We start from the raw sequence: 15,118 nt of genomic DNA, 5'->3' as shown, positions 1-15,118 counted from the left end.
GACTAGTGCCTACCTTATTTCTTAACTGGGTGTCCTTTGAACAATCGAGTGGGTGAAAACTCTCCCAATCGGTGTCCGACCATATTCTCTGATACGAAGACAGTGATGAACTTTCGACCGTTATGAACTGCAAAAGTATGGCCAACCATATCTGGTATGATCATCGAGCGTCTCGACCAAGTTTTAATTTCTTTTTTCAACCCTTCTTCGTTCTGCTTTTTCACTTTCTTCAATAGACCGTGATCAACAAAAGGTCCTTTTCTTAGCGATCTTGCCATAAATTCCTCTACTTCTTCCGACGATCTTTAACGATCAACTTCTTCGATTTCTTTTTCGAGCGTGTACGCAGTCCTTTTGTCTGCATTCCCCAAGGGGTACGCGGAATGTATCCGTTGTGTCTTCCTTCGCCACCACCGTGAGGGTGATCGACCGGGTTCATTGCAGTTCCTCGAACTGTTGGGCGGAATCCGCGCCAACGATTTCTTCCTGCTTTACCTTCTACGCGAAGCGTCCACTCTGAGTTAGAAACAGCACCAAATGTTGCTCGGCATGTTTCTTTCACCATACGGACTTCTCCTGAAGGCATTTTTAGCGTGGCATATCCGCCACTGCGAGCCATCAGCTGTGCTGACAAACCTGCAGAACGAACAAGTTTCGCTCCTCTACCTGGATACATCTCAATATTATGGATGACCGATCCAAGGGGCATGTTCTTTAGTGGCATTGAGCACCCTGGTTTGAAAGGAGCTTTTTCTCCAGATGAAACCAGGTCGCCCTGTTTGAGCCCTTCAGGAGCAATAATGTAACGCTTTTCACCGTCTCTATAGTTGAGAAGTGCAATGTGTGCGCTTCTGTTAGGATCGTATTCAACCGATGCAACTCGTGCTTCAATTCCGTCTTTATCTCTTTTAAAGTCGATAAGACGGTAAAAACGCTTATGACCACCGCCTCGGTGACGGCAAGTGATACGTCCATGGTGGTTACGACCGTTTGTACGCTTCTTAGCAACGAGTAGACGTTTCGTCGGCTTCACTGTTTGGTGCGTCTTTCCAACTCGAGTCAACTCACCATTGCTCGGCAGTACAGTCTTTCTTTGTCCGGGTGTTATGGGGCGAAATTTCTTTACCATTCCAGTTTAACTCCTAAGATTAAACGCCTTCATCGATTGCATCACCTTTATCAAGTGTCACGATGGCTTTTTTGACACCTGAGCGGTACCCTAAACGTCCTCTTACACGACGCTTTTTAGGTTTGACGTTAATCGTATTCACTTTCTTCACTTTGATTTTTTTCTCAGCGTAGATCGTTTCAACAGCGTGAGCGATTTCTGCTTTAGTCGCATCTTTGTCGACGATGAAAACAAATTTAGGGCTTTCACAGCGCGCAATGCAGCGGTTACTTGCAGTATGTTGCAACTGCTCAAGAACAGTTGTTTTCTCTGTTACATATCGACTGCGGATAACTCGGTAGGGGCCTCGTTTGTTCATTATTTGCTACTCCCTATTGCTTTCATCAGTTGATCTAGAGCGGAATCTACGACGATCAATTCTTGTGTGTTAATCACATCATATCCGCTAATACCCTCAACAGGCATAAAGCTTGTTCTAGGGATGTTACGCATGCTGAGGTAAAATTGCGTGCGACTTTCTTTCTCTTTGACAGAGGTTCCGCTTAAGAATAGAATCTTTTTACCGTTAATGCCAATCCCTTTTAAAAGCTCTGCAATCTGTTTTGTCTTCGCTTCTTTAAGTGTTTCAAGTTTAAGCACACGCACATTGCCTTCTTTGATCTTTTCAGCTAGAAGGAAGTGGATGGCTAAACGTCGCTCTTTGCGGTTAATTCGAACATGTTGATCGAACTTGGGCTTTGGTCCAAATACAGTAGCACCGCCTTTGTATTGCGTAGCCTTAATGGTTCCTTGGCGGGCTCGACCAGTTCCTTTTTGTGGGTGAGGTTTTGCATTCGAGTGATTGATTTCAGATCTTCCTTTTGTGTTTGCGCTCCATTGACGGCGATTGTGTCTTAGCGCTACAAGGTAATCTTTAATCATTTGCGAATTCGCTGAAACGTCCAGAAGTTTATCGTCTACATTGACGTCTCCAACTTCTTTTCCTTTCATGTCATATGTCTTTAGCTTCGCCACAGCCTGTTACCTATCATTTATGTTTTTTCTTGATTGACTTCCTAATATAAACAAGGCTGTTCCGTGATCCTGGAACAGCCCCTTTAACGAGTAGTACGTGTTTTTCGGCATCGATTTTAACGATCTTTAGATTCATAGATGCGACACGCTTAGCTCCCATTTGACCTGCCATACGTCTTCCTGGCAGACAACGACCTGGTGTACTACGCATCCCTGTTGAACCTGCAGTTCTATGAAAACCTGATCCGTGAGCTCCGGGTCCACCGGCAAAACCATGCCTTTTCATAACCCCTTGAAATCCTTTCCCCTTAGAGGTGCCGATGATATCAACAAACTCTGTGTCTGAAAAGTACTCAAGTCCGATCTCCTTTCCAACCTCGTATTCTTCAAGGTTTTCTACGTGAGATTCAAGAAGGTGACGTCTTGGCTCGACTTTTGCTTTTGCAAAATGGCCAATAAGTGGTTTCGTAACATTTTTCTTTTTTGAATCGGGAACTTTGATGCCACCAAGTTGAATTGCTTGGTAACCGTCGTTTTCTTGATTCTTGAGTTGAACGACAACGTTTGGTTCCGCCTCAATGACGGTACACACAATCAGATTTCCGTTTTCATCAAAAACCCGGGTCATTCCTTTTTTCTTACCGAGTAAGTTCAGTGACATAGTTTCCAATCCTTATACAGTTCAATCGATCTATCGATGCATTTTGAAAATCGTGTTAGATCATATCCGACTCGCCCATTTTATTTGGAGCGAAAAAGAGCCCTTACCGAAATCTCGAGTTTCGATTAAATGACTCGCCTATTTTGGCTAAAGCGAACAGGCTATCAAATCGCTCTATTTTGTACAATCAAAATTTATTCAAGTCTGTATTTCCGACGAAAAAAACTCCACTTAAAATGTTTGTTTACTTGATGATGAGTCAAGATATTGCTCGATTTCCTGGTCCACTTTCCGATCAGAAAGATAGGCAATACTTACGAAAGAGACCAAAATTGCGAAAAAAATGGCGATTAAAATCCATTCACGGTTTGTGAGTTTTTCTACTTTATCCATACGTATGATTTGACTTCGACTCGTGTAATGTTAAAGATTTAATGCGCTCATCCTTTGTATCCCCCCAACGCCATTCATACGACTTCGACGCAAGATCAAAGAGAAGGCTCGAAAAATGAAGTTTTCGCAGCAAACTCCGGGAACAGCTAGCCCCAAAGGTCAGACTTCCCAATCCCAGGACCATACAAGATAAATAAAGCATATGAGAGACCAACAGGAGCTTCATATAGGCTCTTTCTTCTTTTTTTTCTTCTCCTCGAGCCCGATATAAGAGCTCGCTGTCAATCAAGACGGCATAATTGTAAAGAATGATCTTGGCTACATAATAAATTTTTCTTAACCGCGACAACGTCGGCAAGGCAATTTCCAGATACCCCCTCTCGCCTAGCCAACAAATTAATTCTACGCTATTGCTGCAAATTGAGACTGTCGAAAACCAAGGAGATTCTTCGCGATTTGAATGATTTCTTTGCAGCATTTCTTGGATACGCTCCGCTTCCATCACAAGAAAAGGAAGCTTGATCACCCCCGCCAGCCGATCAAATATATAAGACAGAGGCATTGGCCCTTCATCTTGCACGGGCATCACATGAACGGGCAAAAACGTCTTATCAAAAAATTCTGGAAGTAACACCCCTGTATGAAGAGGAGGACAGTCTAAAGGTAGATACATCTCCTTACCCTTTGCTATCTAAATAGAATCCTATGCTATGTGAAACGGCTGCTGATGTTCTCCAGAATCGATAAATGGCTGGAGTGATGCCTCCCGGCCCATAGAAATATGCTAGACCTTTAAAAAAATCTGTCGAAAGCTGGGCTAGATCGGCAGTCATCTCACATAAGTTTTTACTCCATTCAACATTTAGGCTCGATTCCCCAAAACCTTCATGACGATGTAGAGTTTCGTATTCGGTAGGAGCATGATAAATTAAATAATTGTCGTAAACCTTTTGTGAAAAATTTATTAGATTTGCAAGACAGGCAAATGTGGAAGCAGTAAAGGCTAAGCCTTGAACACAAGGAGATAAAACGACAACGCCTATCCATCCCAAACATTCAAGTGCAGCCGAGTTTCACTTAAAAAATGCAAAGTTTCTATCACGAGTGAAGTAATCCGATAGGCTGAATCATCTTCTAGGACTTGAGCATATCTTTTTTGGACTCCCCTCATTCGGGTAAACGGAAGAGCCAGACTAATGGCACGGTCCACATCTGCAAAAAACTCTTCAAATTGTTCGAATTGAAACGTTACATGAAATAACGTGACTGTCTTTTGCCCCAAAGAATCGTGCAACCATCCCACACTCGTTTCCGCAAGACGCACGGCATCTCGACTGCCTAAAAAATGATTGATTAGCATCAGAGTAGCCTCTTGTTCAATTCGATGTAGCGGTCAAGGTATTCCTCTGAAAAATGAGAAACGAGTGAACATCCTGTAGCAAAGGTAAAACACCCTAACAAACACCGCGACTGGTTTTGAATCACCCATCGCATACCACCGAGCTGAGAATTTTTTGAAAGTAAAATGGTCAGACCAATGATTTTTATGACGAAAATCGTGATGTACGTCATCATGTCCATGATGTCTCGGAGCTTTTCAACTGAAAATAAGTGCTGTCGTGCTTCAATTTTTACTTTTTCACGGTTTTCAGTGGGCTTTCCTAAATCGATCCAATTCACGACACTTTTTCTAAAATAGACAGCCCCTCCTAGAACTCCCCCAACTAACTTGAACGACTCGATGGATTCAAGCTGAATGGCTTTTCTGTTATAGAGCTCATTAAGCAAAAGAGTTGTAGAAGAAAAAGCTCCCATCACCTTAAACAGACTTTCTCGAAACTTCCGTTCATATATTTTTTCAACGGAACTTAAGAAGACCATTCATAAGAATAAGTCCGTTCAAACTCATGACTTAATGAGCTAACACAGGAGAGATAAAGGAGAAAACAGCGCTGGTAATCCTTTTCCCGAGGATCAATGTAGCTCAACGCGCCTTCCCACCAAAATTCTGCTGAAAGAGAGGGATAGTTAACAGAAGGCAACGTCATATTAAGCTCTATCTAGGTGAAAAATAATCCACAGCCATGTTTCCAAGAATACAAACAGATGCGCCTGTGCCCCAGATGTTAAAGAACAATCCGGGCATGTGTTTTTTTGGTTCAATAACATCCTTAAAGAGGCTTTTGCATCCACCAAAAAAGTTGAGTTGAAGAGTACAGACATACGCAACAACCATGAGCATATGCCCAAGCCATTCAAAACGGGCTTTTTGGAGTTCTTCCTCTGATTTAATCGGACGATAAACAAGCTTCACAAGATCTCTGACTCGCATAACAAGATCAAGCAGTGCTGCTGTTGCCCCTAAAAAGTTTTTCGCTAGCCCTAGCCCACGGGTATAAGGAGTTAATACAATGACTCCAAACATCGCAAGGCAGCGCAAGCTTGCAAAAGAATCCGATGCTGTTTTAACTGCATGTCTTATCCCTTCGATTGTGAAAGCACGAGCTAAACATTTTTCTGGAAAATCTAGAACCTCATTGAGCGCCTTAATGATATAAATCTGATTATCGAGAGGCTTCAATAAATTTGTGCTCAATGCTTTGACATCAAGCTCATACCCCAAAGCTGTGAATGAGGTTTTTTGGGCTATTTCTTGAAACCAAAGACATGCACCGTTTAAAAGACGCAGAACTTGGCGGCTTCCCATTGCAACAGAGCACGCAAAATTGACAGGCCCCTTAATGTCGATTGCTATGAGATTTGACATGATTCCTCCTTCAATTGATCTAATTGCAAATCATAATAGGTCGAAGCGATGGCTGCAGCTGTAAAAGTCACATACCCTCCGAATAGTAAATCTTTTTTATGATCGGCAATAAATTGTATCACCCTTCCTATCCCGCTTAAAGCGTGAACAGCCGTGCAAAATCCTATGATTTTAGCAGCAAGGATGCAGATAGTGATTGTAATGTCACAAAACTTTTGCTTTCTATACTGCTCAAGATAGACTTCCCTTTTAGATTTTTCTAGATCCTTGCCAACTTCACTCCTATCTTCGTTCCATTCGGTGTACAGTTTGTGGGCAAATCCCATACCTCCCGCTAGCGAGCCAAAAAACTTCCATTTGTAAATGTTCATTCCTTTCAAAGCGCCAAACTCCACCAGAGTTTCGAAGATATTGACGATACTTGAGAAGGTCTTACAAACGTATGGGGCAGTCTTTTGGGCCACCTCAAAGGCCTCAGTCCGGTTGCCTCCTGAGGTTAGGTCGAGAGTTGTAAAAAGCGGCCATCCATACGAAACCATGCGACTGCTGTTTTGAGCAAGCTCAACGATATCCCAGTAGTCGCAAAGAGATGAGATCGTATCTCCTAGCTGCAAAAAATTAACGATGCGTTCCCCCAGGTGAGTCGCTTTTTGAAACTTTGCAGCTAGCAGGCAAAAACATCCTAGAACGAGCAGTGGTAAATACTCGTAATCCCCATCTAGGTCTTTATAATTGCCCGCATCTCTATTTTTTTTATCTGTACCCTTAATAAGGGTATCAATAAGTGAAACTGAAGAGACCGCACCTACCATAGAAACCTCCGCATCTCCTCGATTAAAACAAAAAGATTATAATGGCTCTTTTAATTGATGTAAAACAAATAAAAACCCCTCTCTATAAATAAAGAGAGGGGTAACTAAAATTATGAAGGGGTACGAATGTATTCGATTGCAGAATATCCAAGCGCTGAGAGCGATGCACAGGTTCCCCAGAAATTGAAGACAGCATCTGGTATATGCTTTTCACTCGGAATGACGTCGCGGAATGCTGTGTAACAACCACCAAAGAAGTTGAGCTGAATCGAGAAGATCTGCGTCATAATCATCGTAACACTTGCAAGCCACTGCAATTCTTTATCTCGTTCTTCTGCTTTTGTTGTCGTGGGTTTGCTTGCTAGCTTATAAATGTCATGAACACGACATGCAATTTCACAGATTCCCGCTCCTACAGCAAAGCTATTTTTCATTAAGCTAAGAGTTCTAACGTATGGGCTAAGAAATACAAATCCAAATGCAGCTAAGCAACGAAGCCCTGCAGAAGAATCCCCAATTGTTTTAAGAAGGTGTTGAGTTGCTCTTAAAACAGTCCCTACATCATCTTTGCTTAATCGGTTCCAGCACTTTTCCTTAAGAGAAAAGATTGCTGCTGTTCCCTTAACAACATAAATTTGATTATCAAGAGGCTTAAACCAATTCTTGCTTAGGGCTGCGGTATCAAGCTCACAACCTAGAAATGCAAAGTGCGTTTTACCCGTAATCTCTTGTGCCCACTGACAAGCAGAGTTAGCCAAACGGATGATAGAACGTCCACCAATAACTTGGTCAGAGAAGAAATCATAAAAACTTTTTTCTACTTTTGCCATGCTTCACTCCTCCCTCTATGTTGCTTTGTTGAGTTTTTTAAACGCTGTCATCTGCTCTCCATAAAAATGGGACCCTAGAACACCAGCTGTAAATGTCGCGAACGACGTCAAGAGAAGCTCTCCTTTGCGGTCAGCAATAAACTTGATCACATTTGCTGTGCCATAAAGACTATGAGCTGCAGCACAGAATCCGATGACTTTGATCGCTAAAATCGATGCTGTAATCATCGTGCCATAAAACTTTTTCCACGCATGTTGTTCTTTGTATCTGTCTCGGGCTTCTTTATGGAGTTCATTGATATCTTCAGGATCTTTCAACTCTGTTGAGAGGTCGTCATAGAGAAGTTTTGTAAAAGCTAGGGCACCTAAGCCTGAGCCGAAGAACTTCCATTTGTAAATGTTCAGTCCTTTGAGCCCTCCAACATCAACCATCATTTCAATGAAGTTGACTAGGTTAGAGATTGCTTTACATGCAAAAAGAGCTGTCTTTTTTGCGGCTCCAAATGCTTCTGAACGTCCTTCGTCGGTGGTTAAGTCCAACTTAGTGAAAACCGGCCAGATAGCAGCCGTTGCTTTTCCAGCACCTTTCACAAAGTCAACAATTTCCCAGTAATCAGTTAAGTTGGAGATTTTGCCACCAAGCTTTCCAAAGTTGGCAACATTTCCCCACTCAAAACCGCTAAAGCTTTCCAGCTTACTAACAAGGAGAAAAATGCACCCTATGGCAAGCAAAGGAATGCGTTCGTAATCATCATTTTTTCGATTTTTAAAAAAGTTTTCACAGGCCTGATAGGTGAAAAGCGGTACAGGCGTCACTTTATCTGCCATTTTGTTACCCCACTACAATTATGCACAAAACGGCGAAAGTATACCCAGTACACTTTTTAATGTAAAGAAAGTAATAAGATAGTTCCCGCTAGACACTTCTATCTAAATTTAATTTTAAATCAAAAATGCATACGAGATGAACTTACTATTGAATTTTTGGGGGATTGGGGTGGCCCCGTAAAAAATCTTCTATCGCCATTCGCTTCTTCCCTTCAAGTTGGACTTCGAGAAGTTCTAAAGCGTCAGAGCCACAGGCAAGAATCCAATTTTTCTTATCATATTGAACAGTTTCACCTGCGGAACCTTGGTAATTTTTTGAGACTCGGCTGCGGAGGATTTTGAGTCGTTTGGATTGACCGTTGATTTCTACTGCGCACCAGGCACCTGGCTTGGGACTAAAAGCGCGGATCCGATTATGCAAAATGTTTGCAGGTTCTGACCATGTAATTTGAGCCATGGAGGGATCAATCTTTTTGACGTAAGTTGCTTGGCTGTGATCTTGGGGAGTTTTAGCAACGGGTCCTTTTTCGAAAGCTTGAATGACTTCAAGCAAGGCTTCGCAGCCAGCTTGGCACAGAGCTGATTCTAGTTGTTCGAGGTTCATGTCGTCTGGAATAGGAACCGTTTTTTGCGCGATGATGTCGCCGGCATCCATTTTAAGAGCCATTTCCATAATGGTTACGCCTGATTCAGGATCTCCGTTGAGGAGGGCAAATTGCATAGGAGCAGCGCCACGATATTTAGGTAAGAGTGAAGAGTGAACATTGATACAACTGAGGCGCGGCATGTGGAGGAGGTTTTCTTTCATGATTTCACCGTAAGCGACGACAATGAAAAGATCGGCACCATAGGAGTTTAACTTTTCGGCAAAGGCTGCATCGGAGGCTTCTTCAGGTTGGTGAAGAGAGATGGAGGGATACTTTTCAAGGGCAACTTTTTTAACGGCCGAGAAGGCAGGTTTTCCCGAGCGACCTTGGGGTTTGTCAGGCTTGGTGACAATGGCGACCACTTCAACATTGTGATCAATGAGATACGTTAAGACGTTTGCTGCAAAGGGCGGGGTTCCAAAAAAGACGATTTTCATTCTTCTAAGAGATCTTGGTACTCACCGAACTCTTCTTCATTCGAATGAGTGACACCTTGCAATCCGATAAGACCGCGCTTGGATGTGCGACAAAAATTAAGCCAATGTTCAATTGGCTTACTTTTTTCGATGCTGCTTTCAATATGCTCAAGGGCTTCATCTAGATGGTACCCGGAGCGATACGTCAGTCTAAATGCTTGAGAAAGGTCTTTTCTAAGCTCATACTGAAAGTTGTGCCGTTTGAGACCAATGAGGTTAAGTCCTCCAAGTCGGTAAGGAACGCCTGCTCCAAGTGTAAAAGGTGGAATGTCATTTGTAATGCGGCTTAAGCCTCCGACCATCGCATAGCTTCCCACTCGAACAAATTGGTGAATGGGGGTCATGCCTCCAATGATAGCAAAGTCTTCGACTGTCACATGTCCCGCAAGCATGGCGCCATTGGCCATGATGACGTGGTTTCCAATTTCGCAATTATGTGCGATATGGCAGTAAGCCATGATCAGGCAGTTATCTCCAACAGAAACTGTGGTGCCTTCTTGGCAAGAGGAATTGATTGTGACGAATTCTCGGATTTCACAGTTCTTTCCGATTGTCACATAAGTCTTTTCACCCTGAAATTTGAGATCCTGCGTTTTCGTTCCGATACTGGCACAAGGATAAATGACGGTTCTGTCACCAATTGTCGTGAACCCATCGATATAAGCATGGGATTTGATCACAACATTATTGCCAATTGTCACGTTCCCTTTGACAATCACATAGGGTTCGATTGTGACATTTTTACCAATGACTGCTCCAGGCTCAATGATCGCTGTAGGGTGAATGTTAGACATGCGTTTCCGTGGTTAACGTTAATTTCAATGTACTATTTATGCCATTTTTGGTCATGTGTTTAAATCTGATCTTTTTCTCGCAATGCAAATCCTATTTCGGCTTCGGCTGCAAGTTGATCATTCACGATCGCACGAGCTTGGACTTTACCGCCTCTTGAACCAAAGTGAATCCCTTGCGCATGCAAGTAAAGGACGTCTCCAGGAAGAACGGGACGGCGAAACTTGGCTTGGTTGACATTGAGCAAAACAGCAGTCTTGTCGTTATAACCTTTTTCATGAATTAAAATTCCGCCAACTTGTGCAAGAGCTTCTAAAATCAAAACCCCTGGCATAATTGGTGCATCTGGAAAGTGCCCTTGGAAAAATTGCTCATTAATCGTTAGACACTTCAAACCAATAATGTAATTATTCTCGAGATCAAGCTGGATCACGCGATCTACGAGCAAGAAGGGATACCGATGCGGTAATATCTTGGAAATTTCTTTGATATTAAACACCGTTGGATGTTCAGAGGACTGAGCAACCATCTAACGATTCTCCATCTTAAAGTTATTTACCAATTCTCTGGCAAATGAAGTGTTTGAAAAATGTCCTGAGCGGATAGCAATAACATGCGCATGAAAGGAATCTCCGACGAGAGATAAATCACCTATTAAATCGAGTATTTTATGTCGGACCATTTCATCGCGGTACCGCACACCTTCAGGGTTTAAAATTGAATCACCTTTAATAATGACGGCATTATCAAGGCGTCCCCCTTTAATGTTCCCCTTTTCAATTAGTGGAACGACTTCTTCGTACAGTGAAAACGTCCGAGCCGGTGCAATTTCTTGCTTATACGTTTCTTCGTTCACGTGTACAGTGTAAAACTGAGATTTGAGAAGCTCACTATTTGGATAGTTGAGTGTGTAGCTAATGCGAAACTCTTCTGCAGGAAGGGCAACAAGATGCACATCTCCTTTTGACCAAAAAACAGGCGTTTCTAAATGGTACACCTTTTTGGTCGCTGTCTGCGAAAGAACTCCCGCTTTTTGAATCATGTCAACAAATGCCAATGCGCTCCCATCACAGCTAGGAACTTCTGGGCCATCGATCTCAATAATCACATTGTCTAGGTCAAAAGCCTTCAATGTTGAGAGAATATGCTCGACTGTTTGAATTTGAAATTCGCTGTTTCCTAAAATCGTGCAGCGTGGAGTCTCTAAAACATTCTCAACGTTAGCTGCAAGAGTGGGTTTATTCGGAAGATCCATTCTCTGGAATAAAATCCCCGTCCCTTCTGGAGCAGGACGCAAGGTAAGCTCTGTCTTCGCTCCTGTAAAAAGACCGATTCCATCCATGGAAGCAGGTTTTTTCAGAGAACGTTGATGCTTACGAGAAGAAGACATTTCATCAGGAAGTGACATAGGGCCTCGGTCAAATAATCAGATGTTATTGAAGTTGGACTGTTTATTTCCCCCTAAGATTATAGGGATAGCCGTTTTTCATCAAGTCGATTTTCGACCCGCAACATATGCCCATAAGATAATCATGAAGGAAAGGGTGACAATGAGGTAATCCCCTAGATATGTGTAGAGGGTCGGATAGGTATAAAGATGAAGCTCTGTAATCAAAGCTCCCCTTTGCAATTCGAGGTTCCCTTTCCCAAGCTGACCGACGGTCCGTCCCAAGCTGTCAACAGCTGCTGTGACCCCGGTATTACAGGCCCGTACCAAGGGCACTCCATTTTCAATTGCCCGCAGCTTTCCATGGCTGAAGTGACTCAAATGCAACCGGGATGAGGGATACCACGCATCATTTGTGACATTGATAAAAAGCTTGGCCCCGCCTAACTTTCCTTCACGAATGATGTGACTAAAACATTCTTCATAGCAGATGGAAATATTGAGAGGATAAGCACCTTCAAAGACTTTTGCTTTTTTCCCATGAGTAAAAAAGTCAGTGATTCCATAGCGGGCAACAAGAGGTTTTAAAAAAGAGAATGGCAAGTACTCGGCAAGAGGAAGAAGAACCCGTTTTTCATAGCGATTGATTGAGACTTTGTGAGGAAGCAAGTGAAACGCTGCGTTATAGCTCTCCCCTTTTACTTCATCAGAGTCGTCAAGCCCAATCACGACTTCGGCTCCATAATGGTCAGCAAGAGCCTGCGCCCAAAAAAGATTGCTTACATACCAGCGGACTTTCCCATTTCCTTCGTGTTTTTCTGCTAAATGGGAGTTGAGAAGATAGGACCAATCATGTGCTCCCCAGGCATTATCCAAAACATATTTGACATCTTCATAGGCATAGACTTTTTTATTTGCAGAAAAGGGAACGGTGTATTCAGGCATCGCAATGAGGTCGACATCGATTTTCCCTTTTTCCTCTAAATAATTGAGGATGGCTTGCCATTGCTGATATGGTGGGATGTAAGCATGTCCCTGATGATAAAAATGACTTCTCATTTGGAAGCAAAGACGTTTGAATCAAGGCGACATGGGTCTTTTCATTCCACTCTTTTGAGTCGTGGTACAGCATATGCAACGACCCAAATAGGAAGGGGAATAGGAAACACCCTCCAGCTAAGACGGCCTGTTTCACAGTCCAACTCGTCATGGCTTGTAATACCAGTAGATTGACAAGCGCTGTCCAAAAAGAAAGCCCAAAAATTCCCCAAACAGAGGCAAGTTGAGAAGAAATCGTGAAGGCTGTCATGGAAAGCCCTATGGGGTTCCATGCAAATCCGCATAGAATGAAGAGCCTCCCCCACTCAATCAGGGTCCAAATAGCTGCTACCGCTAGAAGCTTTTTAGCTTTCAAAAGGGGCTTTTTTGGGAAAAAGAGGGAAAGCAATCCAAATTGAACGCCTAAGAAAAGAATGAGCCCCCATAGACAAAGAAAATATATGTTCCTTGAAATTGAGGTGTCGCTAGCCAAGAAAGCTGGACGGCTTGCACAGCAGTAAACCAGAGAGTGCTGAGGAAAAACCGGTGTTTCTTGCTTGGAAGGGAAAATAAAATCAGCCAGAAAAAGGCAAAGCCACAGCTACTCGCTAAGAGAGAAAGAACAGGACTTGCATCGGGCTGTCCCCAGGCAACAATGACAAAGCTGAGAAGGAAAAAGAAACTCTTTTTTAGCATGATTTTTTAAACCGAGGGCCAAGTGAAAGCAAAATAAAGCTTCCTATGAGCGCGAGATTTTTCATAAACATTGTGAGCTCCAAGGCTTTAGCACCTCCAATTTTAAACCAAAAATCATGGTAAAGCAAGGTGGTAGGAATGAGAAAGATGAGGAGAAAAATAGCCCCAAGCCGCATGCAAAATCCCGAAATAAGAAGGATTGATCCCGCCAATTCAAAAAATGTTGCAAAGCCAAGCATTACAGGTACAAAACGGATGAAGTGGTCGAAAATGCTCGCATCGGGAAAGTACATACGGAGCGCCGTAAACTTCATCAAAATGCTTTCCAGCGTGTCATGCCAGTAAAGAATCTTTTTGATTCCAGCAATCAAAAAGATCAATCCAAGGCAAACACGCCCGATAAAAAAAATGATTTTTCCTATCCTAGACATAAAAGTTAGTTTACCAGCCCCACATGCGAAAGGCAATTGCTAAGATACCCTTTTTCCAGGTAAAAATAGGATGAAAATATTTTTTTGCTCACATGAAAAACTTTCGTAAACATCACCTTTTACAAATCTTTGCTCAAAGCGAAAAGTCGAGGCTTCCTCTTGATGCCTTCTTAAGAGATTACTTTCGTCAGCACAAAGCGATTGGGTCCAAAGACCGGCAAGAAGTTTGTGAAACCCTCTACGGAATGGTGCGATGGCGAGGACTACTCGACCACCTCTGCGAACGTCCGGCCACCTGGCAAAAACGTTTGGACATCTACCAGCAAATCGACCCCGTTGATTTTCAAAATGAAAAAACAATCCCTTTGCATGTACGTGTGAGTTTTCCGAAATTTATTTTTAACACCTTGAAAGATGCTTACGGTGAAAAAAAAGCGGTTGAACTCTGCTTAAATTCCAATGAAGTTGCACCGACAACTGTAAGGGTCAACCCAGCCAAAATTGAGCGAGATGATTTGCTTAAGCACTGGAAGGGAGTCTACAATGTTTCTCCTTGCGATCAATCTCCATTGGGCATTGTCTTTCATAAAAAAATCAACTTTTTCGCGCTTCCCGAATTCAAAGCAGGTTTGTTTGAAATTCAAGATGAGGGAAGCCAACTCGTCGCAAATGAAGTGGACCCCAAGCCTGGCGACCACGTTTTAGACTACTGCGCCGGGTCAGGAGGTAAAACACTTGCTTTTGCCCATAAGATGAAAGGACAGGGACAGATCCACCTTTATGACATTCGACCCCATATGCTTCTTCAAGCAAAAAAGCGGCTAAAAAGGGCCGGCATCCAGAATGGGCACCCTTTGACTGAGCGCCATTTGAAACGGAAAACTCTTTTAGGCAAGATCGATTGGTTACTCCTCGATGTTCCTTGTTCGGGCAGCGGAACCTTGCGACGCAATCCAGATATGAAATGGAAAATGGATCGAGAAATGATCGAGCGTTTAGCAGCAGAACAACGCAAAATTTTTGCAGAAACATTAAAATTTTTGCATCCTAATGGTCGAATCGTCTATGCTACGTGTAGTGTTTTTCCCGAGGAAAATGAGAGGCAGGTTTCAGGTTTTATTAAGGAATACAATCTAAAACTCGTCAAACCCCCTTTCTTATCTCTTCCTGAAAAGGGAAAAATGGATGGATTTTTCTCAGCAGTATTGAGTTATTAA

At 42.8% G+C, this 15,118-nt stretch carries 20 protein-coding genes and 1 pseudogene; 1 reads left to right on the top strand and 20 read right to left on the bottom strand.

Annotation, left to right across the window (positions count from 1 at the left end; translation table 11 throughout):
* Window positions 1–14: 14 nt before the first annotated feature.
* From rpsS to ACOOFG_RS01665, 20 genes and pseudogenes are all read right to left on the bottom strand, one after another.
* Window positions 15–278, bottom strand: a complete 264-nt coding sequence (gene rpsS, locus ACOOFG_RS01760; protein WP_420421933.1) for a 30S ribosomal protein S19 — start codon at window positions 276–278, stop codon at window positions 15–17.
* A gap of 8 nt (window positions 279–286) precedes the next feature.
* A complete protein-coding gene (gene rplB, locus ACOOFG_RS01755) occupies window positions 287–1,129 on the bottom strand; it encodes a 50S ribosomal protein L2 (protein ID WP_420421932.1) in 843 nt (280 codons plus the stop codon).
* 19 nt (window positions 1,130–1,148) lie between these two features.
* Window positions 1,149–1,487: a 50S ribosomal protein L23 gene (gene rplW / locus ACOOFG_RS01750; protein WP_420421931.1), complete on the bottom strand. Its 339-nt coding sequence runs from the start codon at window positions 1,485–1,487 to the stop codon at window positions 1,149–1,151.
* The gene (gene rplD / locus ACOOFG_RS01745) at window positions 1,487–2,119 is read right to left on the bottom strand and encodes a 50S ribosomal protein L4 (protein WP_420421930.1); all 633 of its coding nucleotides are present in this window, start codon (window positions 2,117–2,119) and stop codon (window positions 1,487–1,489) included. The genes rplW and rplD overlap by 1 nt, the downstream gene beginning before the upstream one ends.
* Window positions 2,120–2,156: 37 nt before the next feature.
* The gene (gene rplC, locus ACOOFG_RS01740; RefSeq protein ID WP_420421929.1) at window positions 2,157–2,804 is read right to left on the bottom strand and encodes a 50S ribosomal protein L3; all 648 of its coding nucleotides are present in this window, start codon (window positions 2,802–2,804) and stop codon (window positions 2,157–2,159) included.
* A gap of 385 nt (window positions 2,805–3,189) precedes the next feature.
* Window positions 3,190–3,870 (bottom strand): hypothetical protein, encoded by a 681-nt coding sequence (locus ACOOFG_RS01735; RefSeq protein WP_420421928.1) that lies wholly within the window; start codon window positions 3,868–3,870, stop codon window positions 3,190–3,192.
* Between the two features lie 366 nt (window positions 3,871–4,236).
* Complete coding sequence (locus tag ACOOFG_RS01730) at window positions 4,237–4,557, bottom strand: hypothetical protein (RefSeq protein ID WP_420421927.1); 321 nt, start codon at window positions 4,555–4,557, stop codon at window positions 4,237–4,239.
* Complete coding sequence (locus ACOOFG_RS01725; RefSeq protein WP_420421926.1) at window positions 4,557–5,078, bottom strand: hypothetical protein; 522 nt, start codon at window positions 5,076–5,078, stop codon at window positions 4,557–4,559. The genes ACOOFG_RS01730 and ACOOFG_RS01725 overlap by 1 nt, the downstream gene beginning before the upstream one ends.
* Window positions 5,079–5,253: 175 nt before the next feature.
* Entirely contained in the window at window positions 5,254–5,964 is a 711-nt protein-coding gene (locus ACOOFG_RS01720; RefSeq protein ID WP_420421925.1) for a hypothetical protein, read from the bottom strand.
* Window positions 5,949–6,776, bottom strand: a complete 828-nt coding sequence (locus tag ACOOFG_RS01715; protein ID WP_420421924.1) for a hypothetical protein — start codon at window positions 6,774–6,776, stop codon at window positions 5,949–5,951. The genes ACOOFG_RS01720 and ACOOFG_RS01715 overlap by 16 nt, the downstream gene beginning before the upstream one ends.
* Window positions 6,777–6,886: 110 nt before the next feature.
* Window positions 6,887–7,606 carry a hypothetical protein gene (locus ACOOFG_RS01710; RefSeq protein ID WP_420421923.1) on the bottom strand — a complete coding sequence of 240 codons (720 nt, stop codon included), beginning with the start codon at window positions 7,604–7,606 and terminating at the stop codon, window positions 6,887–6,889.
* Window positions 7,607–7,621: 15 nt separating this feature from the next.
* On the bottom strand, window positions 7,622–8,434 hold the full coding sequence (locus ACOOFG_RS01705) for a hypothetical protein (protein ID WP_420421922.1): 813 nt from the start codon (window positions 8,432–8,434) through the stop codon (window positions 7,622–7,624).
* Between the two features lie 145 nt (window positions 8,435–8,579).
* Window positions 8,580–9,518 (bottom strand): methionyl-tRNA formyltransferase, encoded by a 939-nt coding sequence (fmt, locus tag ACOOFG_RS01700; protein ID WP_420421921.1) that lies wholly within the window; start codon window positions 9,516–9,518, stop codon window positions 8,580–8,582.
* Window positions 9,515–10,351 (bottom strand): acyl-ACP--UDP-N-acetylglucosamine O-acyltransferase, encoded by an 837-nt coding sequence (gene lpxA / locus ACOOFG_RS01695; RefSeq protein ID WP_420421920.1) that lies wholly within the window; start codon window positions 10,349–10,351, stop codon window positions 9,515–9,517. The genes fmt and lpxA overlap by 4 nt, the downstream gene beginning before the upstream one ends.
* A gap of 59 nt (window positions 10,352–10,410) precedes the next feature.
* On the bottom strand, window positions 10,411–10,878 hold the full coding sequence (gene fabZ, locus ACOOFG_RS01690) for a 3-hydroxyacyl-ACP dehydratase FabZ (protein WP_420421919.1): 468 nt from the start codon (window positions 10,876–10,878) through the stop codon (window positions 10,411–10,413).
* Window positions 10,879–11,757 carry a UDP-3-O-acyl-N-acetylglucosamine deacetylase gene (lpxC, locus tag ACOOFG_RS01685; RefSeq protein WP_420421918.1) on the bottom strand — a complete coding sequence of 293 codons (879 nt, stop codon included), beginning with the start codon at window positions 11,755–11,757 and terminating at the stop codon, window positions 10,879–10,881.
* Window positions 11,758–11,838: 81 nt separating this feature from the next.
* The gene (lnt, locus tag ACOOFG_RS01680) at window positions 11,839–12,795 is read right to left on the bottom strand and encodes an apolipoprotein N-acyltransferase (protein ID WP_420421917.1); all 957 of its coding nucleotides are present in this window, start codon (window positions 12,793–12,795) and stop codon (window positions 11,839–11,841) included.
* Between the two features lie 223 nt (window positions 12,796–13,018).
* A pseudogene (locus ACOOFG_RS01675) lies at window positions 13,019–13,183 on the bottom strand (hypothetical protein); the annotation flags it as partial.
* A 14-nt stretch (window positions 13,184–13,197) separates the two neighbouring features.
* Window positions 13,198–13,470 carry a hypothetical protein gene (locus tag ACOOFG_RS01670; RefSeq protein WP_420421916.1) on the bottom strand — a complete coding sequence of 91 codons (273 nt, stop codon included), beginning with the start codon at window positions 13,468–13,470 and terminating at the stop codon, window positions 13,198–13,200.
* Window positions 13,464–13,901, bottom strand: a complete 438-nt coding sequence (locus ACOOFG_RS01665; protein WP_420421915.1) for a DoxX family protein — start codon at window positions 13,899–13,901, stop codon at window positions 13,464–13,466. The genes ACOOFG_RS01670 and ACOOFG_RS01665 overlap by 7 nt, the downstream gene beginning before the upstream one ends.
* Before the next feature lie 92 nt (window positions 13,902–13,993).
* On the opposite strand from ACOOFG_RS01665, the gene ACOOFG_RS01660 reads away from it, so the two are divergent.
* On the top strand, window positions 13,994–15,118 hold the full coding sequence (locus tag ACOOFG_RS01660) for an RsmB/NOP family class I SAM-dependent RNA methyltransferase (protein WP_420421914.1): 1,125 nt from the start codon (window positions 13,994–13,996) through the stop codon (window positions 15,116–15,118).

Origin of the sequence: Simkania sp. (genome assembly GCF_965215465.1) — a bacterium.
GTDB lineage: Bacteria > Chlamydiota > Chlamydiia > Chlamydiales > Simkaniaceae > Simkania.
This window is presented reverse-complemented; position numbering and strand designations above follow the sequence as displayed.

Coding starts and splice junctions, on each gene's coding strand:
- rpsS (WP_420421933.1), bottom strand. CDS start 278: ATGGCAAGATCGCTAAGAAAAGGACCTTTTGTTGATCACGGTCTATTG.
- rplB (WP_420421932.1), bottom strand. CDS start 1,129: ATGGTAAAGAAATTTCGCCCCATAACACCCGGACAAAGAAAGACTGTA.
- rplW (WP_420421931.1), bottom strand. CDS start 1,487: ATGAACAAACGAGGCCCCTACCGAGTTATCCGCAGTCGATATGTAACA.
- rplD (WP_420421930.1), bottom strand. CDS start 2,119: ATGAAAGGAAAAGAAGTTGGAGACGTCAATGTAGACGATAAACTTCTG.
- rplC (WP_420421929.1), bottom strand. CDS start 2,804: ATGTCACTGAACTTACTCGGTAAGAAAAAAGGAATGACCCGGGTTTTT.
- ACOOFG_RS01735 (WP_420421928.1), bottom strand. CDS start 3,870: ATGTATCTACCTTTAGACTGTCCTCCTCTTCATACAGGGGTGTTACTT.
- ACOOFG_RS01730 (WP_420421927.1), bottom strand. CDS start 4,557: ATGCTAATCAATCATTTTTTAGGCAGTCGAGATGCCGTGCGTCTTGCG.
- ACOOFG_RS01725 (WP_420421926.1), bottom strand. CDS start 5,078: ATGGTCTTCTTAAGTTCCGTTGAAAAAATATATGAACGGAAGTTTCGA.
- ACOOFG_RS01720 (WP_420421925.1), bottom strand. CDS start 5,964: ATGTCAAATCTCATAGCAATCGACATTAAGGGGCCTGTCAATTTTGCG.
- ACOOFG_RS01715 (WP_420421924.1), bottom strand. CDS start 6,776: ATGGTAGGTGCGGTCTCTTCAGTTTCACTTATTGATACCCTTATTAAG.
- ACOOFG_RS01710 (WP_420421923.1), bottom strand. CDS start 7,606: ATGGCAAAAGTAGAAAAAAGTTTTTATGATTTCTTCTCTGACCAAGTT.
- ACOOFG_RS01705 (WP_420421922.1), bottom strand. CDS start 8,434: ATGGCAGATAAAGTGACGCCTGTACCGCTTTTCACCTATCAGGCCTGT.
- fmt (WP_420421921.1), bottom strand. CDS start 9,518: ATGAAAATCGTCTTTTTTGGAACCCCGCCCTTTGCAGCAAACGTCTTA.
- lpxA (WP_420421920.1), bottom strand. CDS start 10,351: ATGTCTAACATTCACCCTACAGCGATCATTGAGCCTGGAGCAGTCATT.
- fabZ (WP_420421919.1), bottom strand. CDS start 10,878: ATGGTTGCTCAGTCCTCTGAACATCCAACGGTGTTTAATATCAAAGAA.
- lpxC (WP_420421918.1), bottom strand. CDS start 11,757: ATGTCACTTCCTGATGAAATGTCTTCTTCTCGTAAGCATCAACGTTCT.
- lnt (WP_420421917.1), bottom strand. CDS start 12,795: ATGAGAAGTCATTTTTATCATCAGGGACATGCTTACATCCCACCATAT.
- ACOOFG_RS01670 (WP_420421916.1), bottom strand. CDS start 13,470: ATGCTAAAAAAGAGTTTCTTTTTCCTTCTCAGCTTTGTCATTGTTGCC.
- ACOOFG_RS01665 (WP_420421915.1), bottom strand. CDS start 13,901: ATGTCTAGGATAGGAAAAATCATTTTTTTTATCGGGCGTGTTTGCCTT.
- ACOOFG_RS01660 (WP_420421914.1), top strand. CDS start 13,994: ATGAAAAACTTTCGTAAACATCACCTTTTACAAATCTTTGCTCAAAGC.